Origin of the sequence: Zhongshania aquimaris (genome assembly GCF_019312595.1) — a bacterium.
GTDB classification, from domain to species: Bacteria; Pseudomonadota; Gammaproteobacteria; order Pseudomonadales; family Spongiibacteraceae; genus Spongiibacter; species Spongiibacter aquimaris.
In genome coordinates this window covers 20,424-44,689 of record NZ_JAHWDQ010000005.1, presented here as the reverse complement: position 1 = coordinate 44,689, position 24,266 = coordinate 20,424, and the positions used below count along the sequence as shown (strand labels likewise).

At 48.4% G+C, this 24,266-nt stretch carries 24 protein-coding genes; 2 read left to right on the top strand and 22 right to left on the bottom strand.

Going from position 1 to position 24,266, the window contains the following annotated elements; all coding sequences use genetic code 11:
* Window positions 1-2: 2 nt before the first annotated feature.
* From KXJ70_RS16110 to mpl, 12 genes are all read right to left on the bottom strand, one after another.
* Window positions 3-869, bottom strand: a complete 867-nt coding sequence (locus tag KXJ70_RS16110) for a septal ring lytic transglycosylase RlpA family protein (RefSeq protein ID WP_219044570.1) — start codon at window positions 867-869, stop codon at window positions 3-5.
* A complete protein-coding gene (gene mltB / locus KXJ70_RS16105) occupies window positions 866-1,885 on the bottom strand; it encodes a lytic murein transglycosylase B (protein WP_439655082.1) in 1,020 nt (339 codons plus the stop codon). The genes KXJ70_RS16110 and mltB overlap by 4 nt, the downstream gene beginning before the upstream one ends.
* A gap of 14 nt (window positions 1,886-1,899) precedes the next feature.
* Entirely contained in the window at window positions 1,900-3,045 is a 1,146-nt protein-coding gene (rodA, locus tag KXJ70_RS16100; protein WP_219044568.1) for a rod shape-determining protein RodA, read from the bottom strand.
* Window positions 3,038-4,945, bottom strand: coding sequence for a penicillin-binding protein 2 (mrdA, locus tag KXJ70_RS16095; protein ID WP_219044567.1), 1,908 nt, complete (start codon window positions 4,943-4,945; stop codon window positions 3,038-3,040). The genes rodA and mrdA overlap by 8 nt, the downstream gene beginning before the upstream one ends.
* Before the next feature lie 12 nt (window positions 4,946-4,957).
* On the bottom strand, window positions 4,958-5,425 hold the full coding sequence (gene rlmH, locus KXJ70_RS16090; protein ID WP_219044566.1) for a 23S rRNA (pseudouridine(1915)-N(3))-methyltransferase RlmH: 468 nt from the start codon (window positions 5,423-5,425) through the stop codon (window positions 4,958-4,960).
* Window positions 5,415-5,759 (bottom strand): ribosome silencing factor, encoded by a 345-nt coding sequence (rsfS, locus tag KXJ70_RS16085; protein WP_219044565.1) that lies wholly within the window; start codon window positions 5,757-5,759, stop codon window positions 5,415-5,417. The genes rlmH and rsfS overlap by 11 nt, the downstream gene beginning before the upstream one ends.
* A 22-nt stretch (window positions 5,760-5,781) precedes the next feature.
* Entirely contained in the window at window positions 5,782-6,462 is a 681-nt protein-coding gene (gene nadD / locus KXJ70_RS16080; protein WP_219044564.1) for a nicotinate-nucleotide adenylyltransferase, read from the bottom strand.
* Window positions 6,463-7,719, bottom strand: a complete 1,257-nt coding sequence (locus tag KXJ70_RS16075) for a glutamate-5-semialdehyde dehydrogenase (RefSeq protein ID WP_219044563.1) — start codon at window positions 7,717-7,719, stop codon at window positions 6,463-6,465. It abuts the gene before it with no gap.
* A gap of 184 nt (window positions 7,720-7,903) precedes the next feature.
* On the bottom strand, window positions 7,904-8,521 hold the full coding sequence (locus KXJ70_RS16070) for an LON peptidase substrate-binding domain-containing protein (RefSeq protein ID WP_219044562.1): 618 nt from the start codon (window positions 8,519-8,521) through the stop codon (window positions 7,904-7,906).
* The gene (locus KXJ70_RS16065) at window positions 8,521-11,046 is read right to left on the bottom strand and encodes an efflux RND transporter permease subunit (RefSeq protein WP_219044561.1); all 2,526 of its coding nucleotides are present in this window, start codon (window positions 11,044-11,046) and stop codon (window positions 8,521-8,523) included. The genes KXJ70_RS16070 and KXJ70_RS16065 overlap by 1 nt, the downstream gene beginning before the upstream one ends.
* A 104-nt stretch (window positions 11,047-11,150) precedes the next feature.
* Complete coding sequence (locus KXJ70_RS16060) at window positions 11,151-11,750, bottom strand: flavin prenyltransferase UbiX (protein ID WP_219044560.1); 600 nt, start codon at window positions 11,748-11,750, stop codon at window positions 11,151-11,153.
* Window positions 11,747-13,129, bottom strand: a complete 1,383-nt coding sequence (mpl, locus tag KXJ70_RS16055; protein WP_219044559.1) for a UDP-N-acetylmuramate:L-alanyl-gamma-D-glutamyl-meso-diaminopimelate ligase — start codon at window positions 13,127-13,129, stop codon at window positions 11,747-11,749. The genes KXJ70_RS16060 and mpl overlap by 4 nt, the downstream gene beginning before the upstream one ends.
* A gap of 403 nt (window positions 13,130-13,532) precedes the next feature.
* Between mpl and KXJ70_RS16050 the strand changes: the two genes are divergently transcribed.
* Complete coding sequence (locus KXJ70_RS16050; RefSeq protein WP_219044558.1) at window positions 13,533-13,928, top strand: hypothetical protein; 396 nt, start codon at window positions 13,533-13,535, stop codon at window positions 13,926-13,928.
* A gap of 158 nt (window positions 13,929-14,086) precedes the next feature.
* On the opposite strand, the gene KXJ70_RS16045 is transcribed toward KXJ70_RS16050, so the two are convergent.
* From KXJ70_RS16045 to KXJ70_RS16020, 6 genes are all read right to left on the bottom strand, one after another.
* Window positions 14,087-15,334 (bottom strand): alginate export family protein, encoded by a 1,248-nt coding sequence (locus tag KXJ70_RS16045; RefSeq protein WP_219044557.1) that lies wholly within the window; start codon window positions 15,332-15,334, stop codon window positions 14,087-14,089.
* A 639-nt stretch (window positions 15,335-15,973) separates the two neighbouring features.
* Window positions 15,974-16,717 (bottom strand): cupredoxin domain-containing protein, encoded by a 744-nt coding sequence (locus KXJ70_RS16040; RefSeq protein WP_219044556.1) that lies wholly within the window; start codon window positions 16,715-16,717, stop codon window positions 15,974-15,976.
* 57 nt (window positions 16,718-16,774) lie between these two features.
* Window positions 16,775-17,659 carry a PepSY domain-containing protein gene (locus KXJ70_RS16035; RefSeq protein ID WP_219044555.1) on the bottom strand — a complete coding sequence of 295 codons (885 nt, stop codon included), beginning with the start codon at window positions 17,657-17,659 and terminating at the stop codon, window positions 16,775-16,777.
* 22 nt (window positions 17,660-17,681) lie between these two features.
* Window positions 17,682-18,275 carry an FMN-binding protein gene (locus KXJ70_RS16030; RefSeq protein WP_219044554.1) on the bottom strand — a complete coding sequence of 198 codons (594 nt, stop codon included), beginning with the start codon at window positions 18,273-18,275 and terminating at the stop codon, window positions 17,682-17,684.
* Window positions 18,276-18,293: 18 nt separating this feature from the next.
* A complete protein-coding gene (locus KXJ70_RS16025) occupies window positions 18,294-18,758 on the bottom strand; it encodes a group I truncated hemoglobin (RefSeq protein ID WP_219044553.1) in 465 nt (154 codons plus the stop codon).
* A gap of 39 nt (window positions 18,759-18,797) precedes the next feature.
* Entirely contained in the window at window positions 18,798-19,847 is a 1,050-nt protein-coding gene (locus tag KXJ70_RS16020; protein WP_219044552.1) for a DUF3034 family protein, read from the bottom strand.
* 888 nt (window positions 19,848-20,735) lie between these two features.
* Between KXJ70_RS16020 and KXJ70_RS16015 the strand changes: the two genes are divergently transcribed.
* The gene (locus KXJ70_RS16015) at window positions 20,736-21,215 is read left to right on the top strand and encodes a hypothetical protein (protein WP_219044551.1); all 480 of its coding nucleotides are present in this window, start codon (window positions 20,736-20,738) and stop codon (window positions 21,213-21,215) included.
* 257 nt (window positions 21,216-21,472) lie between these two features.
* On the opposite strand, the gene KXJ70_RS16010 is transcribed toward KXJ70_RS16015, so the two are convergent.
* From KXJ70_RS16010 to KXJ70_RS15995, 4 genes are read right to left on the bottom strand one after another with little or no spacing between them, the layout of a single operon-like run.
* Window positions 21,473-22,459, bottom strand: a complete 987-nt coding sequence (locus KXJ70_RS16010) for a TonB family protein (RefSeq protein WP_219044550.1) — start codon at window positions 22,457-22,459, stop codon at window positions 21,473-21,475.
* On the bottom strand, window positions 22,456-22,971 hold the full coding sequence (locus KXJ70_RS16005; protein ID WP_219044549.1) for a biopolymer transporter ExbD: 516 nt from the start codon (window positions 22,969-22,971) through the stop codon (window positions 22,456-22,458). Before KXJ70_RS16005 ends, KXJ70_RS16010 begins: the two co-directional genes overlap by 4 nt.
* Entirely contained in the window at window positions 22,968-23,549 is a 582-nt protein-coding gene (locus KXJ70_RS16000; protein ID WP_219044548.1) for an ExbD/TolR family protein, read from the bottom strand. Before KXJ70_RS16000 ends, KXJ70_RS16005 begins: the two co-directional genes overlap by 4 nt.
* A gap of 43 nt (window positions 23,550-23,592) precedes the next feature.
* Entirely contained in the window at window positions 23,593-24,240 is a 648-nt protein-coding gene (locus tag KXJ70_RS15995; protein ID WP_219044547.1) for a MotA/TolQ/ExbB proton channel family protein, read from the bottom strand.
* Between the last annotated feature and the right edge of the window lie 26 nt (window positions 24,241-24,266).

The window sequence follows — 24,266 nt, the reverse complement described above, 5'->3', positions numbered from 1 at the left end:
CTTCAGGAGTCACCGGCTTCGACCACTAAATGGGAGTCACCGGCCCATTGTTGCTGTAATACTTTTTTTGCCGCCTGCGCAGATGAATAATCTACAAACGGGCCCACTCTGACACGATGCATCGTTGAACCGCTAATACCACTAGTGGCAATCACGACCGGAAACGTCAAACCAGCGCTTAATTGCTTTTGCAAGGCATTGGCCGAGTCCAGTTGAGAAAAGGCGGCCACCTGCAAATAATAGCGCGCCGCCTCTCCACTAGCGACCGCATAGCTATTATCCGTATCAATGACCTCAATTTCCACCCGCGCAGTTCCGCGCTCCGCATAACCCAGTTTTACTGCTGCGGCATAGGACAAATCAATGATGCGATCTGAGTGAAAGGGGCCGCGGTCATTCACTCGCACAACTGCCGTTTTACCATTATCTAAATTCGTCACTTTGACATAAACCGGAATAGGCAGTGTGCGATGGGCCGCACTCATTTCGTAGAGACTGTATGTCTCGCCATTAGACGTGGCATGACCGTGAAACTTAGTGCCATACCACGACGCAATACCGCGCTGTTTAAATCCGCGATATTGTTCAATCAACTGATACTCTTTGCCATTCACAATGTAGGGGCTAATATTCCCCGCCACTCGCAATACTTCATGACGAGGCTGTGCATCTACAATCGTATTGGGATCCAACTTTTGAAGCGGTGCGCCATCCCTCTCAAACTGGTAGCGGGACTTACCGCTGCCACTGGGCGGCACTTTATTACCGCCAGTTACAACCGGCTTTTTCTCGCCTTGTTCAACAGGAGCCAACGGCGCGCACGCAGCCAGCAGCACTAACGCCGCCATCGCTAAAACACGCAACGTCAAGGTGTCGTCACCTTTTGCATGTCAGCAGCAATTAGCTCACTTAGCTGGTACGCCGCCATGGCATACATTGCACTGTGATTGTAGCGAGTGATCACATAAAAATTATGCAAGCCAAGCCAATACTCGTCTCCCTTCTCGCCCTCTAGTTTCATAGCCGTTGCCTTCTGACTAGGCTCGAGCACACGATCACTGCCGATACCGGCCTTATCCAGTTGAGCAAGTGTTTTCTCAGGCTTAAGTCCTGCGTTAAACAAACTTTGATCAACGTCGCCTTTTAACACCGCACTACTCACCACTGGCTGCCCATAACGCCAGCCGTGACGCTTGAAGTAATTTGCGACGCTACCGATGGCATCTACTTTGTTATTTACAATATCAACCTGGCCATCACCGTCGAAATCAACGGCATAAGCGCGGTAGCTACTCGGAATAAACTGGCCGAAGCCCATGGCACCGGCATAGGAGCCCTTCAGGCTAAATGGCTCAAAACCCTGTTCGCGAACCATTAACATGTATTCTTCTAACTGACCGAGAAAGAATGTAGCCCGGCGTGGAAAATCAAAGCCCAAGGTTGCCAATGCATCCACTACGCGGTAGCTACCGGTATTTCGGCCATAGCGGGTTTCAACACCGATAATGCCGACAATCATTGAGGCGGGAACGCCAAATTCCTTTTCAGCGCGAGCCAGTGCCTCGCGATGCTCCGTCCAGAATTCAACCCCCTGAGTGACGCGAGAGTCTTGTATGAAAATATTCCGGTAGCGACCCCAAGTCATAACCGACTCTGCCGGCCGAGACATGGCATCTAATATCGACTGTTTAGGCTCTGCCTGCTTCAAAATGGCCAGCACCCAGTCACGGTCAAAATTATGTTTTTCAACCATGGTTTTAACAAATGCCGCCGCCCCAGGATGACTGCTATAGTCAGCGTGCGCTGCAGTGGAAATTAGAAGCGCAGCAGCCGCGCCACAAAACAACTTTTTAAGGGCGTTTCTTTGCTTATTTTGTATTTTCACGTCATGTCCTATCATTATTGATGCACCAAACGATCATCAGCGCAAATACCCATCAAAATTCCAAACCCCACTAATAATGTTACTAGCGAAGTACCACCTTGGCTAACCAATGGCAGGGGGACACCCACCACAGGGAGTAAACCTGACACCATGCCCATATTTACGAATACATAGACAAAGAAAGTAAGAATAATACTCCCGCCTAATAGACGACCGAAACAATGTTTTGCCTGCGACGCGATCCAAAGTCCTCGACTGATGATCAAGCCATAGAGCAACAATAACAACAATACCCCCCGCAAACCGAATTCTTCAGCTAAAACAGCGATAATGAAATCGGTATGACTTTCCGGCAAAAAATCCAAATGTGACTGGGTTCCTAACATCCAGCCTTTACCGTCAAAACCGCCGGAGCCAATGGCTGTTTTAGACTGAATAATATTCCAACCGGCACCCAATTTATCTAGCTCAGGATTAAGTAGCGTCAAAATTCGTTGGCGCTGGTAATCATGGAGTACGAACTCCCACATCGGATACGCGGCCATGGCAAGCAAGCCCAAACACGACGCAATAAACGTCCAACTGATACCCGCCAAAAACAACACGAAAATACCTGAGGTCGCGATTAGTATTGAGGTGCCCAAATCCGGCTGCATAACAATTAACACCGTGGGCAACAATATCAACAGCAAACTCACCAATGTGTGGCGAATACCTGGCGGCAGGGGATGGATAGACAAATACCATGCAACCGCCATAGGCAAAACTAATTTTGTAATTTCCGATGGCTGAAAGCGAAAGCCGCCCACACCCAGCCAGCGTTGAGCACCTTTAGCACCTACCCCAACAAAGTCCACCGCCAGCAGTAGAATCAAGACCCCGATATAGGCGAAGGGCGCCCAACGCTGCAGTTGATCTGGATGTACCTGTGCAACCAGAATCATGAACACAAAGGCTACCGACAAAAAACGCCCCTGGCGCAACACTGTCGCCATGCTGCCGTCACTCGCACTGTAGAGCACCGTCAAGCCAACGCCACTTAAAATAAGCAATAAAATGAGCAGAGGAATATCAATACGCAAGCGCTGGCTAATACTACGATGGCTAGCCATGCTGCGGCTGTCACCGGGCATTTGCCGCAAAAAATCAGAATTATTCATTTACTTCTGCCCCCGCGACACTATCCAAAACCAGAGCACTACCCTCCGCGCCTGGTACGACGGCCGGCGACGGTCGACCCAATAAATACGCATCTATAACCTTGCGCGCGGCCGGCCCAGCCACGCTGCCGCCATGCTCACCGTTTTCAATAACTACTGCCACCGAAATTTTTGGATCGTCAGCCGGTGCAAAGGCAATAAATAAGGCATGATCACGGTTGCGGGCGTTGATTGCATTTGAATCATATTTTTCGCCCGCGGCGATCCCCACAACTTGAGCTGTTCCACTTTTTGCCGCCATGCGGTAAGTCAATCCCGCCTTTAAACCGCGACCGGTTCCCTGTGAACTATTCACCACCTGCTCCATAGAGCGAGTAATGGCATCCCAGTGCGCACTTGAGACATCTTCAATTTTACCCAAAAGAGGTGCAGCAACAGGCGCATCGCCGACCGACGACAACAGACGGGGTACACGCAACTCCCCTTTCGACGCAAGAACCGACGTCGCAACCGCTAACTGCAGAGGCGTAGTGAGCATAAATCCCTGTCCGATACCGACGTTAACCGTTTCACCAGGATACCAATGCCCACCCCGGCTCGTCTCTTTCCATTGCCGCGAAGGCATCAAACCTGCGCGCTCATTGGTGTTATCGATACCAGTGACATCACCCAGTCCAAAACGAGTGCCAAAGCTGTGCAGGCGATCAATACCCAATTTATAGGCCAGGTCGTAAAAGTACACGTCACATGACTGCACCACAGCTTGTTCTAAATTGACTGAGGCGCCATGCCCCCCGCGTTTCCAGTCGCGATAACGACGGCTGTCGTCGGGCAAGCTAAACCAACCCGGATCGGCAACACGAGTCGCTGGCGTCACAGTCCCGTAATATAAGCCCGCCAAGCCCCATATTGGCTTTATGGTCGACGCAGGAGGATATTGGCCCTGTAAAGCGCGGTTGTAGAGTGGTAAATCAGGATCATTCTGCAATCTATTATAATCTGTCGAACTAATCCCATTCACAAATAGATTGGTATCGTATCCCGGCGCACTTACCATCGCGATGATACCGCCAGTATTAGGCTCCATCGCAACAATCGCGCCGCGCTGCCCCTTTAATGCCTCGTAAGCAACTTCTTGCACATAAGCGTCGACATTTAAGGTGATGTCACCACCCGGCTGCGGGTCATGCCGCTCCAATACCCGGAGAATACGACCATGGGCATTACTTTCCACGTTTTGATAGCCAACGGTGCCGTGCAGCAGTTCTTCATAGTATTTTTCTAGACCGATTTTACCGATGTGGTGAGTACCACTGTAATTTACCGGATCTATAACATCTAATTCACGCTCGCTAATGCGACCAACATAACCCAGCACATGAGCAAACAGCTCCCCCTGCGGATAGTGACGCACCAATTGCGCATCAATCTCCACCCCCGGCACGCGGTGGCGGTTTACTGCGAGCTTGGCGATATCCTCATCACTGACTCGAAATTTCAGAGGCACAGCCTCATAGGGTCGACGGCGACTCAAGCGCTTGCGAAATTGCTCAATATCATCTTCGCTGAGGGGAATAATTTCATTAATAATCGCCAAGGTTTCATCCAGTGACTCCAGACGCTCTTTAACAACCGTCAGGGTATAACTTGGAATATTCTCGGCTAGCAACAAGCCATTGCGATCAAAGATGAGTCCGCGTTTTGGTGCTATGGGTAATAGTTGAATGCGATTGCGATCAGACTGGGTTTTGTAAATAGCGTAGTCTGCAATTTGTAATTGCGAGTAGCGCCAAACCAATACCATCGTCATCGTCATCAAAATTAAAATTGATAAGGTAACCCGGTGACGATAAACGCGACGTTCGTAAAAGGTATTTTTAAGCTGCTGGCGTCGGGGCATATTACTCAGCCATTAGCGATGGTAGGGATGATTATTAAGGATGGTCCACGCCCGATACAATTGCTCGGCAAAAATCACTCGGACCAAGGGGTGCGGCAAGGTCATTGCCGACAGGGACCACTTCTGTCTCGCCAAGCTCAAACAGGTATCACTTAAGCCATCGGGGCCGCCGACTAAAATGCTGACGTTGTCGCCGTCCATTTGCCAATTTCGCAGCGCCTCCGACAAACTTTCCGTGCTGACGGGTTTCCCCAGTACATCAAGGGCGATAACACGATCACCGACGGGAATGGCAGCAACCATGGCCTCACCCTCTTGGGCAATTGCACGGCGAATATCGGTGTTTTTGCCCCGTTTAGGCAGAGGCAATTCCTTAACCTCAAAATTAATTTCCGCCGGAAGGCGCTTGCGATACTCAGCGATCCCCTCTTCAACCCAGGCCGGCATTTTAGTGCCGATACAGATCAGACTAACTCTCATCAGTGCCCAGCACAGGTACTTGCCATAAACGCTCAAGGTCATAGAACAAGCGCGCTTCGGGCAGCATTACATGGACAACCACATCACCAAAATCCACCAGCACCCAATCACCGGTATTTTCACCCTCAATACCCAGCGGCACGATCCCGCGCTTCTTTACTTCAACCCAGACATTATTTGCCAGTGACTTTACGTGGCGGTTAGACGTGCCACTGCACACCACCATAAAGTCGGTAACGCCGCTCATCTCACGCACGTCTAAGGTCACAATATCGCGACCTTTTATTTCTTCAAGCGAGTCAATAACCAGCTTCTTTAGTTGTTCAGCATCCATCAAGCAGGAATTCCTATGTCTTTCACTGTGTGTATAAACCGTGTTCAGCGATATAGTCCGCGACAATGTCGGGAACAAGGTAACGAATCGACCTGCCGGAGGCCAGCCGCTGCCTAATATCTGTTGCCGAAATCGGCAATTGAATTAGACCTAACTCATAAAAACCACCGGCGGTCTTCGCCGTTAAACCACTGGCCTCGACAACCCGTCGCGCCTCAACAAACTCAGTCACTTCTACATTGGCAGCCAAGGGATGCTCTGCGCGGTGCAATAACAGTACATTCGCCAAACTGAACAGGGACTGCCAATCCTGCCAGCGGTGCAACTGGTTAAAAGCATCACTGCCCATCACCACGGTTAATGACACCAGGGAACCTAATTCAAGGCGCAAATCACGCAAGGTATCCACGGTGTAAGATGGCCCATCGCGCAATAATTCTCGGCCGTCTGTTTTCAAGCCAGACACACCGTCTATCGCCGCATCAACCATCGCCAAGCGCTGACGACTTTCTGCGCCGGGCTCACCGCGCAACGGGGGACGATGGCTCGGCAGTAAACGCAATTCGTCGACGCCAAGCGCCTCTTTAATTTCAATCGCCGATCGCAGATGACCATTGTGAATCGGGTCAAACGTGCCGCCAAAAATAGCGACAGATCGCCCTGAGTCAGTGACTTCTATTGCTGGCGTCGACATCTCAATCATTTAGACACGTATATGTCCGTCGCCCAACACTATATATTTCTGCGAAGTTAGGCCCTCTAAGCCCACTGGCCCACGAGCGTGAATTTTGTCGGTCGAAATTCCAATTTCAGCGCCCAGCCCATACTCAAAACCATCGGCAAAGCGGGTTGAGGCATTGATCATCACCGAGCTGGAATCCACCTCTCTAAGAAAGCGACGACCGCTAGTGTAATTCTCAGTGACGATGGACTCAGTGTGCCCAGAACTAAATTGGGCAATATGGTCCATAGCCTGCTCTAAGCCAGACACCACCCGAATCGATAAAATCGGTGCGAGGTATTCTGTTGCCCAATCCTCATCCGTCGCCTCTGCGGCACCCATTAAAATCTGCCGCGTGCGACGACAGCCGCGCAACTCAACGCCCTTTTCAATCATGGCGTCTGCAATTCTAGGTAATAACTCCTCGGCGCGACTCTCAGCCACCAGCAGTGTTTCCATGGTATTGCAGGTGCCGTAGCGATGGGTTTTCGCGTTCAAGGCAATCGCAAATGCCTTTTCAGCGTCAGCGGCGTCGTCGATATACACATGACATATGCCGTCGAGATGTTTAATCACGGTGACAGTAGCATCGCGGGCAATCCGTTCGATAAGCCCTTTACCGCCTCGTGGCACAACCACATCGACATATTCTGGCATGGTAATTAACTCACCCACCGCAGCGCGGTCGGTTGTCTCTAATACCTGAACCGCCGTCTCTGGCAGACCCGCCGCAGCCAAACCTTCGCGAATGCACGCCGCTAGAGCCTGATTAGAATGAATTGCCTCGGAGCCACCGCGCAAAATTGCCGCATTGCCAGACTTCAAACACAGGCTCGCCGCCTCTAAAGTCACATTGGGGCGCGACTCATAAATAATACCGACAACACCGAGTGGCACCCGCATTTTGCCGACTTGGATTCCGCTGGGCCGATAATTCATATCGCTAATGGCGCCAACGGGATCCGCCAACGCGGCCACCTGGGTCAAGCCTTCAATAATGCCATCGATGCCTTTGTCATTTAACGCCAGCCTATCCATCAGCGCAGGCTCCAAACCATTGGCTTCGCCTGCGGCGAGGTCTTTGGCATTAGCGGCTAGAATCGCTTGGCGATGCGCGTCCACCGCAGTTGCCATAGCCAGGAGGGCGCGATTTTTAACTCCGCTATCCGCTGCCGCAACTGCTCGCGATGCCTGTCGAGCTTGACGCCCCAACTGGCTCATATACTGTTTAATGTCCATCGACTCGGTCTTCTCCACACCTTACGTCACTTAACGCAGGGAATTATTCGCCACTGCCGCCTCGGCATGGTGCCAACAAAAACGACAAGCCCAGCACAATGATGTCACTGAGGATAAAAAGACGGCTAGTATAACGGATTGGAAATGGTCTCACTATCGACAATATGCCCTGCTTGGCTTAAGGCTAACTGGCTAAGCCGTCGAGAACGTCGTGAAGTGCGTCTAAACGCAGCAATGGCTCATCAATACTCAACAATTGATAAGACTGTTCTTCTGGCAGCGGCAGCAATTGGGCGAGGCGATTAGCTAGGGCGCCGGCCTCATCGACGTCGATCTCCATACCCAAACGCTGAACATGGGGGTGTTCGCCCAATTGCTTAAGCAGGTCGTGAAGCTCTTCGCTGCGCGGCGGCAATTGCCTATCTTCCAGCTCCGGCAACCATTCGACATCCCCTATATATAAACCGCTAGGAGCTTGCTTCGCATCGTTGATCCGAAACCGGCGGCCGCCCTCAACGACTACGCCCAGCAAGCCATCGGGGAGTTGATCCCAGTCGGCTATCCTTGCCTCAGTGCCAATCAGCGCCAAACTGGCCGGCTTCTCTCCAGGTGACATTACCTCTTTGCCACCTTCTGGCATCCATACGATGCCGAAACTTCCCTGGGCGCGAAGGGTATCGCGCACCAAATCTAAGTAGCGGCGCTCAAAAATTCGCAGCCCCATCCGACCACCGGGAAAGAGCACGGTACGCAACGGGAATAGCGGCAATTCAGTGCCCTTGAGCGCAGCGGCATTCGCCATTAAGCCTTCGCTCCCGCCTCTGGTCCCAGTGGTTTAAGCAGCAAAATGAGTTTTGGCAACAACAACATCGCTCCCAATAATGCTGCAACCATCGCAAGGCCCGTCAGCAATCCAAAATAAATGCTGGGTGTAAAGTTAGACAGAGCCAAGATTGAAAAACCAAACACAATGATAATCGAGGTGTAATACATCGCCTTACCAATACTGGCGTGACTGCGATACATAGCCGCGAGATAATTTTGATCCTGAGCAAACTCTGCCTTAAAACGGTGAACATAGTGAATGGTGTCATCCACACCAATCCCCACCGTAATAGCCGCAATCGTGATCGTCATCATATCCAGCGGAATACCCGCCAAACCCATACCACCCAAAACCGCGCCCGCTGCCAATAAATTGGGCGTCAAGGCAATAAACGCCATACTTAGGGAACGGAATAACACAACGAACATCGCCAGGATGGCAACAAACACGGCACTCAGGGTCATGATCTGTGAGGTAAACAAGCTTTGCAGCATATTGTTATACAGTACCAACATACCGGTGAGGTGAACCTGCTCAGGCTCAAAACCAAGCTCGTCAATTAAGTGGGCGCGAACGTCAGTGAGTAGCTGCTGGCGATGCAAGGTGCGACTGGTTTCTTTCACCCGCACACTGATACGAACCTGATCGACATCAGCGGATAAGTACGGATCAACCAATATCGAGGTAATCGACTCGGGGAGCGAGCGCGCAGCCAAGGCCAATTGCAAATCATCAACATTGCCCATCACAATCTGCATAACCTCGTAGAAGGTAGCTAAGGATAAGACCTTACCGGTCTCAGGCAGACTATCTACATAGTCATGGACGGACTGAATTCGCTGCAAGCCAGCAACCGTAAACCATTCGCTTTGCGGTGCGCCACCGCCACCACCAAAGTCATCGCCGAAATCATCACCAAAGTCGTCACTAAAATCACTACTAAAATCATCCTCAACCGCCGCGGGCTTGGCCGCAACTGGCTTCGCTTTAGGTAAATCTAAGATAATATCCAGTGGAATGGTGCCGCCCAGCTCAGCATCAATCGTCTCCATGCCCTGATAAATTTCAGTGGTGTCATGAAAATAGTCAATAAAACGATTTTCAACTTTTAGCTGCGTGATACCCCATACACTAAGTAGCAGCAAGCCCGCTGAAACGACTAAAATCGTCTTGCCGAAGTGCTCAGTTGCGGCCGCAAAATAGCGGGTAAAGGTTGCTGAATCGTCTTTACTGCCTTGCTCTGCGCGGGGCTTTAACAACATCAACACGCAGGGCAATACAATAAATGTCATTGCTAATGCAGCTAGTACGCCTATTGTCATCATCCAGCCAAAATCAATAACCGGACGAATACCGCTAACCACCAAGGACGCAAACGCCACCAAGGTCGTCAACGAGGTATAGATACATGGGCGCAACATCACCCCCACTGTTTCCGAGACCAATGTGAAGCGGTCTGCATCGGGCTGGGCTATCGCATACTCGCGGAATCGAACCACTAAGTGAATGGTTATGGACAGAGTGAGGATTAACAACAAAGCGACAAAATTGGCAGAGATTACCGTCAGGCGCCAATCTAAAAAGCTCAGCAATCCCAACATAAACACCACAGTTAAAACGCAGGTCGACAGCGGAAGTAACACCCAGCGCCAGCTGCGGAAAATGGCGACCAGTAGCACAACAATAAACAACAGAATGCCGGCGCCAAACACCCGCAAATCGCTTTTAACAAAGTCGATCATATCGACTGCAATCATGGGTACGCCGCCAAGGAAAACCGTCGCATCGCTGCGATAGTCCTTGACGATATCGCGCGCTTGAGCAACTAGCTCCGCCTGCTGCTCATGCACTTGCGCGGTGTAATCTGCGAAGGTTTCCTCCAGCGTTGCAAGCTCGGCGCGCTCGGCCTCACTTAAGGAGTCGTTTGCCGCTTTCTCCCGCAGCGAATCGCGCTCGTTAAGTAGTGAAAAATAACGCTCATCCCGCTCTAAGTTAACCTGTATTGCCGTGGTACTGCCATCGGTACTGGTTAACAGTGACTTGTATATTGGGCTGTTTGCCAACTCCTGCTTTACAAGCTCGATGTCGATATCCGGCGAGCGCAATGTGGGAATCTCACCTCCGGTAACTTGGTTTATCGACACGCGCGGACTTTGTAAGAGGGGAACATCTAAAATCGAATTCACCGAGGACACATTCGGCAACAGGGCCAAGCGCCCACGCAACTCATCAAGGGTTTTTAACTGCGCTGGCGCAAAGAGATCGCCGTTAGGCTGATAGGTAACAAGTAAAAAATCTTCTGAGCCGTAGCGTTTACTAATCACACGATAGTATTCAAGTGAGGTATCACCCTCTAATACCAAAGCATCCGCCGAGGCGTCCAATTTCATAGATGGAATATATGTCGCCAGCCAAGCAACGCACGCCAGCAACAGCACCATCACCCAGAAAGCATTTTTTAAAACAATGCGTTGATACAATGAAAACAGCACCGCGCCCATGCCAAGCCCTCGATAAACTATATATATTGCCGGATTGGAACTATCCGATTCTTGTGTTAATTAAGTCCGCCACCCTAGCGACGGATAAAACTTGATACTCGATATTATTCACCCCAGCGCGGCACCAACCTTTGCGCCACACCGAGATGATCGAGAATACGTGCCACTACAAAATCTACTAAGTCAGCCACACTTTGCGGCTGCCGATAAAACCCAGGTGACGCCGGCATAATGGTCGCGCCCATCTGGGTAAGACTCAACATGTGCTGCAAATGAATTGCCGACAGCGGCATTTCCCGTGGCACCAGAATGAGCTGGCGACGCTCTTTGAGCGCAACATCCGCCGCGCGTTCAATTAAATTATTGCTTGCACCGCAAGCAATCGCAGACAGTGTACCTGTGCTCGCGGGGCACACCACCATCGACGACGGCGCACCACTGCCAGACGCCACTGGCGCCATCCAATCTTCTGGGCCGTGCACTTTTAGCTGTTCAGGTGTGCAAGAAAAACGTTCGCACAAGTAGCGCTGTAACAGACTGGGACGCGCTGGCAGCGCTTCGTCGGTCTCGGTAGCCACAACCAGTAAGGCGGCTTTCGAGATCATAAAGTGCACTTCGCAGCCAGCAGCAAGTAGACACTCTAGCAAGCGCAAACCATATTGCGCGCCCGACGCACCGGTCATCGCCAGTGTTACGGCCCTCATTCGCCCTGCCCCCAGCGTTGGCGCAAGGCCTTCAAAATCCGCTGGTGTACACCGGAAAACCCACCATTACTCATAATCACCAAATGATCACCAACCTTTAATGACGCGACCAACTCACTCACCGTGCGATCAAGATCCGTGCTTAAACGTGCCGGTGTCGCACTACCTGCTATTACAGAATCTAAGGACCAATCCAAGCCAGGGGGCTGATACCAGATCACCTCGTCGGCACAGCTTGTGGCCGGCGCCAAACGATCTTTATACACTCCCATACGCATAGTATTGGATCGCGGTTCTATCAACGCGACAATCCGCCCCTTAGTCACTCGGCCGCGCAAGCCCTCAAGGGTTGTGGCAATGGCCGTTGGGTGGTGGGCAAAATCATCGTAAACCGCAATACCGGCGACCGTACCTAGCAGCTCCATGCGACGCTTTACCCCGCGAAACTGGCAAAGCGCAGCTATACCGTCTTTTGGCTGCACACCAATATGATGCGCGGCAGCGAGCGCAGCAAGGGCGTTGTTTACATTGTGCTCGCCGGTATGGGACCAGCTAACACGTCCCTGCAAAATCCCGCGATAGAGCACATCGAAACTTGCAAAGTCATCGCTAAGTACGTCGGCCTGCCATTCCGCAAGCTGCCCCACATGGCTACTCACGTGTTCAACTTCGCTCCAACAGCCCATCTTTAATACGGCTTCTAGGGCCGGCTCAGCGGCTGGTACAACAATGCGACCAATGGCCGGTACGGTTCTCACTAAGTGATGAAATTGCCGCTGAATCGCCGCCAAATCGTCAAAGATATCAGCGTGATCAAACTCAAGATTATTGAGAATAGCGGTATAAGGACGATAGTGAACAAACTTTGAACGCTTATCAAAAAAGGCACTGTCGTATTCATCGGCTTCGATGACGAAGAAATCTGAGCCACCCAGGCGGGCAGACAAACCAAAGTCTCCCGGAACGCCACCGATCAAGAAACCCGGCTGAAAACCGCAGTCTTCCAGCACCCACGCCAGCATGCTGCTGGTAGTTGTTTTGCCATGAGTACCCGCGCAAGCCAAAACCCAGCGACTTTGCAAAACATGATCGCTCAACCATTGCGGGCCAGAGGTATAAGGAATCCCGCGGTTGAGCACGTGCTCTACCGCCGGATTGCCCCGCGACATGGCATTACCAATAATGACTAAATCAGGCTCGGGAGACAGGTGCGCTGGATCATAGCCTTCCATCAGGGTGATTCCCTGAGACTCCAGCTGTGTACTCATTGGCGGATAAACATTGGCATCCGAGCCGGTAACGGTGTGACCCAATTCTCGGGCGAGGATCGCCAAGCCGCCCATAAACGTACCGCAAATACCCAAAATATGTAGGTGCATAGAATAAAAACGCCACACAGAAAATTCTGTGTGGCATGGTATCACCGCTATCGCGCCAGCTCTACGCTAACGCAATACGAGCTGCGGGCAATTGCAATTAAGCCATGGTGGCCGCGAGCCGATATAAAATGCACTTCCAATAGCTACCTCACATGCAAAACCGGACGATGTAATGATTACAGCGATACCGGGCTTCACTGCACTATCGAGCCAAAGCCAGTTAAACCAAGTATCTACACGACCTTGCAGCAAATGAGGGCCACATCCCAAAACGCACCGACCGCAATTGCTCTACAACACCCATCCAGATACCATTTAGTGCACAAAAGCCTTAATAGATAACACTGCGTAGTTATTTACGACACAACTAATAACTAGACCTTTATTTACACTTGGAGCGGCCATGAAACCTTTAAATATAATTCTAATTAGCACAATGCTGTCTATCGCAAGCAATGCGCACTCCCAAGCTGGATCAACAGGATTAGTAGGAAGCCTGCTGCCCTCAGTAACCGGTCTTGCCAGTCAATCGCTACTCCCCGCAATTAGCTCTCTTTCGGCTGACAATGAACTTATCGGCAGCGTCACCGCAATGGCAAGTGATGTGCTCAACACCACACTCAATACGGCACTCCCATTCCCTGTACAAGGTTTAGACGTGATAATTACAACATTTGACGGATTAACAGATGATGGACAAGCTCTACAACTCGGCGGCCTGACACCAGTGATTCTTAATCTTGCAGAAACGGCATCCATACCCCTCCTGGGTGGCGCTGTTGAAGGCGGGATTTTTTAACGCTAACAATTACATTGCTGAATTGGCTTATTGCTCGAACTAGTAATGGAGCAGTAAGCCAACTCTATTGAACAAAACCAAATCAATTCAATTGCACGCGTCAGCGCTTCCCAACCCTGCAAGAACGATTAACCCTAGCAGTACATTTCCGCATGTGTTTAGAAGTTAAGGTTGAAAGTCAGCCACAGCTTTTGGGTATCTACCAGCGTTAAACCACCACCATTAAATGGCGTTGAATCACCGGCACTGTAGTTCGCGTAACGCAGCTCTGCAGAATATGCCCCCCAGCTTTTCGCAATAAAACCACCAAACTCCGAACCCAGGTCGCTATCGCCCGACGCATTATCCTGATCAGAACTAAAGTCATGATAAGCAATCTGCCAGCTCATACCATAGGCCACCCCTGATACGGTTAAATACGCATCATTGATCCCTTCACTTATATTACCCAAACCCTTGTTTAGGAAATTGTCGGTCCAACCCTGGAATTTAAACAGCGTTGCCAATGGCGTGATAAAAAATCCCTCGTCATCTGCGCTCAGGGTCTCGTAACCCACACCGATGACAAGCGGCGCAACGCTAATATTGGCCTCAGCTAACATATAGTCGGCAGAGTAGTCCGCGGGATTATCTCCGGCACTATCTTGGCTGGCGTATTCAAGGTTATAAGCGACGATGCCGGTCTTGCCCTGCCAACGCACGCCATAGGTATCGGTATCCATCCGTTTAAAGCCGGCAAAGTTATCATCGGATTCAAGCAAGTAGGCGTAGCCCGTTAAGCTACCCGCCGCAAAGGTGTAGTTAGCGTTGAACAAATGCGTGTCCATTTTTGTATCGCCCACTGGGCTACTTTCACCAAAAATACGATTCACATTCGAAATATGCGCATAGTTAAGTTTAAGTTTATCGACGCTGCTATTGGCAATGGTAAAACCATCATAAGTCTGTTCATTCTGACGCCACGCAACATGGCCAACGAAACGGTGGTTGTCTAAGGTCAAACGCTGACGACCATATTTAAATTCTGTATCCCAATTTTTATATCCCAAAAACACCTGGTTAACTTCGGTGCCAACTGGATCAGCGATCAAAGGCTCAGCAGTTTTGCCATTGACGCTGTCATTAGCACTACCCGTAAAATTACTCACGTCATCCATTTCAACGAAACCATAAAAACCTTGATAGCCATCTGTCTTAAAATTTAAGCGTGATCTAAGCGTTACTGCACTACCGGTATTATCACCAGCGCTTGTATCTTCTGTGACCGACTCATAACGCATACGCAAATTCAAATGCGCCTCGCCCTTAGTAAATGCTTCGCTAATTGATTCCGCTGTAAACGAAGTTTGTGCGGCACAAGCCACACAAGAAGCCAACACAACTGTTGGCAAACTATTGATTTTCAATATACACCTCTTAATAAGTCGGGCTTTGCGCCATAACGCCGCATAATCCTGCCTATATCGTCAGGATATCTTTAACAGCGTTATCGATTCAGCAAGGAGGAAGCCAACATCAAAAATCAATCAAAACAATATTTTATAACCCTTAAAAATCAATAAGTTAAATTAAAATAAAAATCATAAAAACAAGCCCAAACTGAATAACGCACCATAATAGAACGCCTACCAAAAGCTTGCCTGATCTCAAACTGTGCAAAAATGCACCATAAAACAACATTCTCGCCATCCTCAAAAGTTACATATCTCTTGGTTCGTGCACTATGCATGCGCAATCACCAAACACGTAAAAAAGCGAAGGAGCCAACCACCTGTATGGGCGTAACCATATTCTATACAGTGGATGAGAAGGTGCTTGGAACGCTACGTAGATAAATTAAAGTAGGCGCAATTTGGTTCTCGCCGCGACGCGCGACGACAACCGGGGGCGTGCTATCACATCTAAAATGAGGTCAAGGAAAAACGGAGGTAGGACGAGGGCCAAAGCAGAAAACCAACTATAAAATTATTATTATAATCGCAATACAAAAATGCTCAGATAGAGACCATCTACCTGAGCACATAAAACATTCAAACGGCAATCAATTACATCACAATAATCTTTCCCGACATTTTCTCGCCGTGGATGCCGCATATATAGGAATATTCACCCGGCTTATTAAACTCATAGGAAAAACTTGAATCGTGCTTAAGACGCGGACTACGAACATTTCCAAAGACAATAATATGATTAGAGCCATCGTAATTATTCCATGTCACCGTCGTGCCCGCCTTAACAGTGAGCACCGCTGGCGAAAACCGCATAAAATCGACTATGGAAACCACATTTGGCGCCTCCGTAGCGGAATCAGCGTGTGGCACTGGCGTAGGGCCAGGGCCAGCCACCTTTTGAATACCACTAGATGCCGAACTAGCGATAACCGTTGGGACAGCAGGCATCGCTTTTGGACTTGACGGTGCAGGTACTATCAAGCCAGCTGATTTAACAGCCGCAGCATCACTCACATTAACCACACCCTTCATCGATGAATGCAGGCCACACTGATAAGCATATCTCCCCGGTTTGGAAAATACCTGGCGATAATCATCACCCTTTTTAAGCCGCGGACTCTCTTTCCCATCAATCAATACCGTATGCGTGGAACCGTCGAGATTTTTCCACACAACATCTTGACCAACAGCAACAGTCTTCTCACCAGGGTCAAACTTAAAATTTGCTATTTCAATACCGGCAGCGCTTTCGCCTGCCATCACATCAGAGGAAATTGCCGCCCCCAAAATCATCGTTATTACAGCTAGCAAAGTACAGATGCAGTAATATATCTTCATACACACCTCTTAAATCGAGCCCCCAATTAACGGGAGAGCAACACGCAAATCATGAAATTACTTCTTCGACCTAGCATTACGCATACGGCCTGTTCGCCATGTCATCCAAATTCCCGTTATAGAGAGAAACACAGCGGCAATTCCGACAATATTAATAACCGTAGACCCAATCAATCCAAATAATCGGCCGCTGTGCAAATCTATCAGTACCTGCTCAAGCGCTACCGTGGGATGAGCAAAAGGCTCAACATCTGAGATTGCCTCATCCGTTAAATCAACCAAGCGAGACCAAGACACATCATCTGAATTATTAAGCTCATTCCATGTGAGCCCATCTTCTGTGATATAGGTATTTTCACCCTGCAAAGCTAAATGCGACGAACCACCTCGTTCTATTAAACCTAGATTACGAATGTGGCCTACGGGCAGCATAAAACCACTTTGCTCCTCAATCACGACGCCCTCTGGCGACAGCAGAGTTAACTTGTCACTTGTTGCAACATACAAAGTTTCGCCAAATGCATTTTTAATATCAACAAAGCCCAACGGCGACGGAATATGCTGGGCTAGCGCAATATCATCCAACACCGTATTCTCGGTAGTTGTGACCAACCAGTGACTGCCAGAGCGGTATCCATTTTCGGGAACTTGGGTATGAAGACCATAGAGCGACATCAATGCCGTGGAATCGACTCGTATAGCATCTAAGCCAAGACTAACGCTCTGATTTAAGAGAACACCACTAAACCCTAGCCAGCCCATAAAAACAAAAGCGAATAAACCAACTCGCTGATGCCACTTACGCAGCAACATTGACACATTCAACTTTGGCTTAGCCACCGATGACCTCACCGAATTCACAACTGACTTCCGCTTCACTGATGTATCGACAAAAGTGGGTGATTCTTGCGCATCAACTCGCACCGCATTCTGATCACGCATAACAACTCCTTACAAGGTTTTTTCATTTACTGCGCAATGAATCCAAAGTAATCGCGGTGCGGGCCATACGCTTCATCATTTCTACCGACAATGTCGCCCCTGTAATATTGTCCACCGGTTTATCTAAGCCCTTTCCCGCAGCCTTCGAGCCATTTATTTGATTGAGGAATGATGGCTCCGCCACTTGCTCACCGCGAGACTCGCGATAAATTAAGACCTTGGCGGAATCGACAACGCCATTATTGATAACAAAGCCACTGGTGGTCGGCACATAACCCTCTTTACCAATATCATCAAAGATCCAAACGGTTCTATCGCCATCTTCCCAATAGCGAACTCGCTGCTGCGGGAATGAGCGATTAAATACTGATGCGATCTCCCTCTGTGAAGCGCTATTTAGTACCAGCAACTTCGGTGAAGGCACATCATTTTTAAAAACATCAGCCAAAAATACTTCAGGGGTTTGAAATGTTTTGTAAAGCTCAAAGGCCACAACTGTCATAGAGCACATTAAGACAAACGCAAAGAGAGCGATAACAGCAAGGTGTCGATAAGGGGCAAAATCAGCGGCATCAATCGATGCCGCCTCGCCCGCTCTTTCAGATTGATTAAGCATGCGATCTCCAATCATAAATTAACGCGTTACAATGGCGTGCTTGTACGGAGCCAAGCCGGCAATCATTAAATTGCATGCTTCATAGGTCAGCTGAATTCGCTCGCAAGCATTGTACGCCGCTTCCACAACCGCATTGAATTGCGTTAGCGTAATACCCAAGTCCGCGTGCGCTGCAGCCATACTCGCGCCCTGGTACTCAACCTCATTACCGCCTAGAACCAATTGCAGTAATTGCGTATTTAAGTAGATTTGCCTCTCAATATTGCCGAACTCGCGAAACACGTGATTGATTCTGTTATCCAGCATAATGTAGTAAAAGAGACTTTCTACCCAGTTGCGCACTCCCTCTGGACCACCAAACTGCTCAAGCGCATCACTGTCTATAGGCGGGTAGGTTTCGGTTTTACCGGTTTGCGAAAAACTAGGACTCGCGGCTAAACAAAGCACAAAGATCATCGCTATAGTACGAAATATCTGTTTCATAATTCACTCCAGAAATTTAAAAAGTATTATCAATTGAACCTAGAAACTAGCTTGCAGTGACATGTAAAAACCATGCTGATCAGGAGTAATAGTGATGTTACCTAACATCGCATATGCCATGGTGATAGATAGGTTTTTGTTTGGGAAAAACGCAACAAAAACATCATACCAATCACTTTCGTGCTGAGTTAATGTTCCTGACACGTTGCCAAGCCCCAATGCTTCTAAGGTAGGCTGTAAACCAGTTAGATCTAAGCCAGCAATTTCAACACTCTCCCCTTCAAGATTGTCCCCATGCTGAGCCCACTCAATACCAATTACAGTATCCTTGCGAAGTAGATAGGCCAACGATATTTCCGGACGAATCTCTTTATCACTGCCATCTGGCCCACCAAAACCCACCAAGCCGGTTTGGTTAGCGGCGGTGTATCGCGCCGTAATATTGATAAGGGTATTAATTGGGAAAAATATCTTCGTAGCAGATATATAGGCTTCCCAGTCTTTGGCTTTATCAGCTTTCAGTGTTTTTAAGAGATCTTCATTCTTATTATTTTTATAAAATCCACCAATCGCAATCTGCGGAATTAGATTATCGGAATCGTAAATTGCTTCGCCAAAGACACGAACCTTAGCGCCGATGGATTCCATCTCAATCGTTGTATTAAAAGGTTCAATACCGGTATTAATCGGCGTACCCGCGAGCGACCCCGTCACACCACCCAAAGTGTCTGCGACTAGCCCGACGGTGTCAAAGGTCGAACCGGTAGTAAGGGCACTAGACGTGTACGACAACTCAAATCTGTCCCAAAAGCCAACCGCAGCTCCTAACGAGTGTAGTGTGTAGTTAGCTAATGGGGCGTAAGTATAATGAAGATCGCCATTGATCCCCTCTTTTGTACCGTAACCGGTTATCGTTGCCCACGGCGTTATACCCCCGCCACCGGCACCGTCAATCATACTGACGCCCCCGGTTGCCAGCACTTTACCGCTGTCATACCAGCCCGCTTGTGATAACCCACTAGCAAGCATTGCTACGACCAGCGCCGCACCTTTACTTACGGGAAATTTAGCTCTTTTTGCTTCTTCCATTTTGATGCTCCTAATCAATAGACAAACCACAATGCATAAATAAATGCCCCGCGTTCTCGCGGAAATTCTCTGTAATGAAAAATCATTATTTGGAAATAATTGGTGATTCCCAGGAATCAAATCCAAGAACTTTAACAACAATTCAGTACATGAAATCCGTCTTTTTAAGGGTGCATGACACAACTAGCAACAGCTGTGCCATAAACAAAACAAGGGAAAACTACAAGAAATAACAAAGAATGGGTGTATCAAAAAAGAGCATTCATCAAGCAACTAATTCATATTAATGCATCATTATAGAACCATATTTTAGCCATATTATAGACATGGCAATATTATGGACATATAACATATAGATCATGTAAAAATTTAGTGCGACTATTTTTATTTAATAATCAAGTAGAATATTCATTATTAAAGCATCTGCACACTTATGCAGCCGAAATGCCACACCCAAGCAAAGCCAATTTTGCACCATCAGCGCGCATATAGACCAGGTCACACACCATAACAACAACACAAACAAAACTATTTTCTGCGATAATCACCTCGACTAAGTAAAAGGCTTAGTAATTTAATGTATTACCCATCTTTTAAATTATAAAACCATGGGAAACACAAATTTATGGCCGCATATGTAACATTTTTAAAATTACGCACCAACATCTTCCGCTCGAAAACGCACATCTTTACCACACTTGCACAAATCAGATGCATTCATTACTCGGCAACTTTTGTTTTTTCTAAAAATATTCTTCATTTAGTCAAATAAAGACTAAATATGGATACAAAAATAACAAAATTAGACACTCCTAATATGGCACCGTAATTGCTTTTAATTATGAACAAAATACTGTGCATACCAAGAAACGACAAATAGGAGCTGTAATGAAACCACTAAAAGTAATACTACTTGGTGCCGCGATTTCGTTCGCAAGCCAAGCTCATTCTCAAGCAGAACTAACAGGCTTACTTGCTACTGTCCCACTGGGAAGCCTATCATTATCACCGACCGGCGGGGCTGGCTTAACAGCACTACCATCTGGATTGCTGGGGGGCATTGTTCCTAGCATCCTTGATCTCACCAACCAGGCATTGCCCTTAGTAAGTGGCCTATTAAGTAACGACCTAGTTGGCGGTTTAACACCGCTTACCAGCGACTTACTTGGATCATTACTAAGCGGTGGCTTACCACTCACCTTGCAAACCGTTGATGTTGTTCTTCCATTAGTAGATGGACTAACTGCTTCTGGTATTCCGCTACCAACAGCAAGTTTGCTTGGCGGTCTCACGCCCGTCGTTTTAGATCTCACCAACACGGCGGTAATTCCACTACTTGGTGGCGTAGTTGCAGGAGGGATTATTTAACTACCCGTGATTTGCGCATTGCGGGGTTAGCTATCAACAGTTGTTTTATCCCCTGAAGCAGCTAGCTAACTTCGCCTTTTTTACCCAATAATATTTTTTCTATTTTCTCGGTACAAAATGCGCCGCTCTGAAGCAAATCTAGACATACCTGGAATACAATTTTGCATTTCAAAGACACACTATGAAGGGAAATATAGCTTCATTTTTAGGAAAACGAACTTGATATTTTTATTCTCTTGAATCTACACGCCAACAATCTATCTAGGTACGTAGCTAATTGGATAACTATCGTAAGAAAATACAGGAACCCCCTTGCTTTCAAATTTTATCTGCTTGACTCGCTGTATGAGTTTTTCTTTTAACTCAGGATTGAAAAAACTCGATGACACAACAGAGCACTCGCTCACAGTTCCATCAGGCTGAATGGTCAAGGATACTACAACCGTACCGGCGCCAATGGTGGAGTCTGAGCGCGCAGCGCGATTGAATATCGCATAAAATGCACTTTTACTACGATCGAAAGCCAATTGTATCTCTTCTAAACTTCGCGTCTTAGGGCCACCTCCACTTCCTGAGACACCAGCGGCAGCGACCCCACTTTGCGACCCTGCAGTCAAAACCGCTATTTTTTGCGTATTATGCGCAGCAAGCTCCACTTTTTTGCCTTTATCGCTTACATCTTCGCCGCTAGTAATCGCGCCACCTGATCCATGGGTAGTGACACTAAGTAAATTGGACGTCGATGATTCTGTTCTACTTACAACACTACCCCTATCTCTCAGTACTTGCGGAGACACCAAAGTTCTAGCGTTTGTTTCACGCAAGGTCGCGAGCTGTTCGCTGAATGCCATCACGCCACTGGCGGATGCCGCCTTTTTTGCCGCTGCGATATTTCGCTGCGCCGCCTTTTTCTCTGCCGCTGTATCTTCGGCTTTTGCAAGTGTCGACGCCTTTTCTTTAGCTTTGCTTACCGGTTTGTTATCTACCTTTTTGACTTCAACTTTTGGCGGTGCAGGCTTAGGCTTTTCTATCGCAGCCGGAGGTAGGATTTCAAGGTAGAACTCCTGGGGATTTTGCTTTGCAATTTCCCTTAATGGATCTACTTTCCAGAATGGCAAACCAATAAGGACCAAGCCGGTAACAAGCAGAACATTCCGCAAAATCTTGCGAAACCGTCGGTCTGCGTCTTCGTGTATTCCCCAGCAGTCGAAACCCAACACTGAATTGCTCGGAACTGAAGTCATTTAGTACTACCTCGCTCTAGCTCCCTTACCGCTAGCGACACCTTACCGAATTGTGCCCCTACACACGTCGCCAGTACTTTCTTAAGAAGAAGATATGGCGTTTTGTGATCGGCGACGATATTTACATCAAGTATCGATGGCTGACCTTGTGGGTCTAGCGCATTGTCCTCAGAATCTTGTGCCCGAGTGCCTAGCATTTCGGCAAGTAAATCCAGGGTTCCAGCATTCTCTGCTAATGCGGCTTCAATACTCATAACGACATCATTATCCACGAGTATGTCTTTATCACTAATAGCAACTGCCACTGTTCGCTTAGCCTGATCCTTTGAGAGCGAGTCGGGCAATTTTAAATTTTGATATTCAGGGATCACCTCAACAACGAGAGCGTTTACAAGAAGATAGAATACAAGAATCGCAAATATATCGATGAGCGAGACAACATTTATCGAGACCTGACGCTTCGTTTGCTTAAGCTTACGAATAACTCGCCGGTCGCTCGCGGTGTAATTCATTTCCCACCTATCTCGCTATCACTAAGACTCACAGCCGCAATATCGCCCATCGATATGGCCGGAAACAATGGCACGCCCGTCGATCCTTCTGCCGCTGACGGGTACATGCGAATACTGTCCATAACTCGTATAATTTGCTCGTATGCAACGGCGTCATCCACCAATAGACTTACCCTCTCCTCAGCGGGGTAATCTGCCTTAATAGTTCTCAGCAATTCCGCCAAAGATGCCGAGTCAACCGTGCCATTTATATGAGCAAAACTTGTTTCGTTTCCAGTTTGCGATATCACAACTTTGTCTTTATGCAATGCTACGGTTAAGTAAAAGTCCTTCTTAGTCTCGAGTGAGCTATTACTCGCAAGTGGAATTGTCAAATTTAAGGTATGTAATTTACTCGCTGAAATTGAAGAGCCCACCAATAGAAAAAACACCAGCACCGCAAACACATCAATCATGGAGACGATATTAAGCTCGCCATCAGCGCGTCCTTTAAGTTTGCGTTGCAAACGTCGTGAGCGGCGCGAACGCCAACATTCACTGTCGTCGAAATCTGGTTCCGCTTGAAATAGTGATGTCATTACCAACTCCTTACTATTACTGGCAAACTAAAGCCAGCCCCACTTACTTAAGATGTACCGCTCCACCGCTACTAAGCACCGACACAAAACGGACACAGGCAGACTCCAGGGTGTTAACTAGTTCTTCGGCCTGGCTTTGCAAATAGGCATGCGCAAATAAACTGGGAATAGCCACCATTAAACCAAAAGCTGTACAACTCATTGCCTCGGAGATACCTGCTGATAATAGATTCGCCTTTTCAACTGGATCGGCGTTGCCGAGCGCACCGAAGGCGCCAATTAAGCCCAATACCGTACCTAGCAAACCAAGCAAGGTTGCGGCATTTGAAAAAGTGGCTAGATAATGGGTTCTGCGCTCAATAGCTGGCAAAATGGAAACCAAGCTATCTTCCGTCGCCATTTCCAACTCACTACGCCGTCTTGCCGTACCAGCCTGCGCCAAACCTTCACTTAAAATGCGGGCAACTGCGACTTTCGAACCATTGACCATCGCCTGCGCCTCTCCCAAATCGTCGCTTCCCAGCAAGGGAGACACCCGCGCCCACAAGCGTCGATTTTCCCGCAGTGACCTGCCGAGAAAAACAAACCGCTCAATGCTAATAGCCACGGACAGCGCCAAAACCAACGCAATAGGGTACATAAAATGTCCGCCATCATTAAAGAACTCCACAAACTTCGTTATGGCTTCCATATACTGCCCTCACCTAAAATTAAAAA